The sequence below is a fragment of the Acinetobacter sp. YH12226 genome, from assembly GCF_013417805.1.
In the GTDB taxonomy this organism is placed as follows: Bacteria; Pseudomonadota; Gammaproteobacteria; order Pseudomonadales; family Moraxellaceae; genus Acinetobacter.
This window is the reverse complement of the sequence record NZ_VPDG01000043.1, coordinates 1-4,550: the sequence shown is the minus strand read 5'-3', so window position 1 is coordinate 4,550 and position 4,550 is coordinate 1. Positions and strand designations below refer to the sequence as shown.

Genomic DNA, 4,550 nt, shown 5'->3' with positions numbered 1-4,550 from the left:
GTTGAATTTCCTTGTCAGACATAGTGATCAACATCTCTAATTTATATCCAGTCCATGATGGTAAAAACCATCATAAACTAGACATTTTTATTGGTGAGAATATAGACACTTTAAATGGTTTCTAACACACTGATTTCGTATAATATTGATTATGTTAAGCGAAGTATACCAAACAATAACTTCATATATCCCTTACACTCACCTGATTTCAATAAGTTAAAGTACTATCCTTTATTTAGATAAATATGATATGTTGAATTAAATTTTAATTCATAAACTTCATCATGTTTGAACTAAAAACAATTCGATTGACAAAAAAAGGTTCAACTAAAAAACAACTAATATTATTGTTTCACCTCAACTCGTACTGTCCCTGTCTATACCCATTATTGTTCTCAATGAAAGCCTTACGCTTTCAAAGGGCTTTGTTGCACAAAGATTTGAAATGCAAAGCGCCCCTAATTGATCCAAATTTAAGGCGTAACTTGGGTAAGTGGGCGACCTAATTCCGTAAATCTGTTAAGGACTGCTACACGTGCATGGATCTCATTCACCTGACTAGGAAAGCTTCTTGCCATTAATTTATCGCCTAATAATTTGATGCAATGCATCTTGGTTTCCACCAAACTGCGGCGATGATAGCCTGACCATTTTTTCCATAATGTCCTGCCTAAATGTTTAACTGTTCGTAGTAATTCATTTCGCTCTAGCGAGCTACTCTTTGTATCTTTCCATGGTTTCGCATTTTTTCTAGGTGGAATCACCGCATGCGCTTGCCGATCTGCAATGACCTGACGGCATTGCTTGGTGTCATAAGCTCCATCGGTATAAACAGAGTCAATCTGCTCATCTTGTGGAATCTGATTAAGTAAATCACCAAGCACCTGTGAATCACTGACATTATTGGTTGTGAGCTGAATAGCGCGTATTTGTAGGGTTTTGGCATCTATACCAATATGTAGTTTACGCCATTGGCGACGATATTCAGCTCCATGTTTCTTGCGTTTCCATTCGCCCTCACCTAGAAACTTCATGCCTGTAGAGTCCATAAGTAGATGCAGCCCATCACGACTTTTCTGATAGCTGATTACAATATCAATATGCTTTTGTCTTCTACATATGGTCGAATAATCTGGGGCCGTCCCATTTAAGCCAGAGAGTTTAATCAGACTTTGCACAAAGCCAGTAACCATACGTAAAGACAGACGGAATAAGGATTTAATCATTAAGCAGCATTGGATGGCTGCGTCGGAGTAGGTTTGATTTCGCCCTTGTTTGCCTTTTGATGGCGCATACCATTGCGTAGCAGGATCAAACCAAATGGCAATATTTCCGCGACTCATGAGTGCTCGGTTATATGCGGGCCAATTGGTTGTGCGGTAGATTTTGTGTGTAGGCTTCTTCATTTGAAAATTATATCGCTGAAAAAGCCTTTACAGATAGGTTTGTGCAACAAAGCCCTTAGTTGAAAAAAATTTTAGATTTCATGCTCACACACCACCTAAAACAAAAAATATCTGATTGATTTTACAGGCTTTTAATTTAAGGTTTTATTCTACCCACTCGCAATATCAATGTTTAGTATCACGACTCACTAACTCATTAACTAAATATGGAGCAGTACGGCTATCTTGATTTTCTGTTATTTGTTTTGGTGTTCCTGCCACAACAATATTCCCACCAGCATTTCCAGCACCTGGTCCCACATCAATCACCCAATCTGCTTGTGCAACGGCACGCATATCATGCTCAATCATAACCACGGTATTACCCGCATCGACTAATCGCTGCAATTGAACTAACAATCGATCTACATCTGATGGATGCAAACCTGTAGTTGGCTCATCAAGTATATACAGTGTATTTCCACGCTGATTGCGTTGCAGCTCGGTCGCCAATTTAATACGTTGCGCTTCTCCACCAGATAGTTCAGTCGCTGGTTGCCCTAAACGTAAATAACCAAGGCCAATTTCCTTTAATAATTGTAGTGAACGAGCAATCGAGACCTCTCCATCAAAAAAATCACGTGCTTCATTGACGGTCATTCCTAATACTTCAGCAATATTACGTCCATTCCAGCGAATTTTCAGAGTGTCATCATTATATCGAGCACCATGACATGTCGGACAAGGGGCATATACACTTGGCATAAACAATAATTCTACACTGACAAAGCCTTCACCTTCACAAGTTTCACATCGCCCTTTAGCCACATTAAACGAAAAACGTCCAGCATCATAATGAGCTTGGCGAGCTTCAGGAGTCCCAGCAAATAACTTTCTAACATGATCAAATAAACCCGTATAAGTTGCCAGATTAGAACGTGGAGTACGGCCAATTGGTTTTTGATCAACCTGTACCAGACGCTGTATAGCCTCCACATCACCAGCCAGAGAACCCTGTGTAACCTCGGTAACCAACATTCCTTCATTTAAAGGATTATTTTCATTATTGTTTTCAGTTTCAGATTCATTGCCTAAATATGAAAGTACTAACTCGGGTAAAGCTTGAGAAACGAGACTAGATTTACCTGAACCTGAAATACCTGTAACTGCTGTAAGTACACCAAGAGGTATACGAGCATCAATATTATGCAGGTTATGTCGGTAAATATTGTTAAGTTCAAGCCAACCAGAGGGTGTACGTCCATAACTTTGAGTAACTGGGATTTTATTAAATAAATAACTTGCAGTACGTGAAGCTGAAATCTCACTTAAACCCTGAGGTACTCCACTATATAAAATATTACCACCTTGCTCTCCTGCATCTGGTCCAACATCCACTAACCATTGAGCACGACGCATGAGCTCTAAATCATGCTCTACAACAAATACGGAGTTTCCAGCGTCTCTTAATTTATCGAGAGAATCATATAATGACTGACTATCTGAAGGATGTAATCCAGCAGACGGTTCATCCAGTACATAAACTACACCAAATAGCATAGAACTTAATTGTGTTGCTAACCGCAAACGTTGTAACTCTCCCGCTGAAAGAGTCGGTGTGGCTCTATCTAATGTTAGATAACCAAGACCTAACTGGCGTAATTGATTTAAACGCCCCACCACACCATTTGCTAAACGCTGCGCAGCAATTTTCTTTTCATCTGAAAGTGCTGACGTACGTCTTACATCTGGAGATACAGAATGCACTGCTCTACCTGTTGTTGCTCGTTCAGATCTATCAAGTTGGGTTACTTTATTATTAGTCTTTTCTCCAGCATCATGAGCGTCGAAATTGCCTAGAACAATGGGCTCAAGCAGGCAAGTTAACTTATCCAAAGAAAGTTGCATAAACTCACCAATATCTACTCCAGCAAAGGTAATAGATAAGGCTTCTGGTTTAAGGCGTTTACCATGACAGGAAGGGCATATTTTTCCTTCCATAAAACGTGAAACACGTTTTTTCATCAACGTACTTTGGGTATTAGCAAAAGTATGAAGGACATAGCGACGAGCACCAGTGAAAGTGCCCATATAGCTGGGTTCTAGTTTACGTTTAAGTGCAGATTGAGTCTCAGCGGGGCTTAAACCAGCATAGACAGGAACTGTTGGGGTTTCTTGAGTAAATAAAATCCAGTCTCTATCCGATTGCGGTAAATCTTTCCATGGTCGATCAACATCATACCCTAGGGTTACTAGGATATCGCGTAAGTTTTGCCCGTGCCAAGCAGGTGGCCATGATGCGATAGCTCTCTCACGAATACTGAGTGTTGGGTCAGGAACCATTGTCGATTCTGTAACTTCATAAATGTGACCTAAACCATGACAGGTAGGACAAGCACCTTGAGGAGTGTTCGGTGAAAAGTCCTCGGCATATAACATTGGCTGATCGGCAGGATATGCACCAGCACGCGAATAAATCATTCGCACGAGACTTGATAAAGTTGTTACACTTCCAACAGAAGAACGGGTATTACTTACACCACGTTGTTGTTGCAATGCTACTGCTGGTGGTAGACCATCAATAGCATCAACATCTGGTACTCCGGCCTGATCTATTAAGCGTCTTGCATAAGGTGCAACAGATTCGAAATATCTTCTTTGTGCTTCAGCAAAAATAGTTCCAAAAGCAAGTGATGATTTTCCTGAACCCGATACACCTGAGAAAACAACAAGTGCATTTCTTGGGATAGAAACATCTACATCCTTAAGGTTATGCTCACGTGCACCTCGAACTTCAATACAATTATTAGATAAAGTAATGTTATTGTGTTCACCAAAAGAATGTATTTTCATGTTTCTACGAGCCTGTAAATTATTTTGTGTAAGTCTCATTTTTTATAAATGATCTTTTAATCGATCATCGAACTGAATCGTAAACCAATTCATTGCTAAACGCCAATTTTGAGTTGGCATGGTCCATTTTTTAGCAGCATTTGAAGTTGCTAAATAAATGACCCTTTTCACTGAATCATCAGAAGTGAACCGTACCGGGTTTGTCGGAGAGTCAATATTCTGAGATGAGAAGCATTGCTTCGCAAGACGTAGTGAAGCGTAGTGTCCCGATGACAAAATTAAAATATACCCCTGAAATCAGAGAAAGAGCGG

At 40.0% G+C, this 4,550-nt stretch carries 2 protein-coding genes and 1 pseudogene; all 3 read right to left on the bottom strand.

Annotated elements, in window-relative coordinates; all coding sequences use genetic code 11:
• Positions 1-473: 473 nt before the first annotated feature.
• The gene (locus tag FTV08_RS15785) at positions 474-1,406 is read right to left on the bottom strand and encodes an IS5 family transposase (protein ID WP_180087648.1); all 933 of its coding nucleotides are present in this window, start codon (positions 1,404-1,406) and stop codon (positions 474-476) included.
• A gap of 165 nt (positions 1,407-1,571) precedes the next feature.
• Entirely contained in the window at positions 1,572-4,238 is a 2,667-nt protein-coding gene (locus FTV08_RS15780) for an excinuclease ABC subunit UvrA (protein ID WP_180087647.1), read from the bottom strand.
• Between the two features lie 42 nt (positions 4,239-4,280).
• A pseudogene (locus tag FTV08_RS15775) lies at positions 4,281-4,427 on the bottom strand (IS256 family transposase); the annotation flags it as partial.
• Positions 4,428-4,550: the final 123 nt, after the last annotated feature.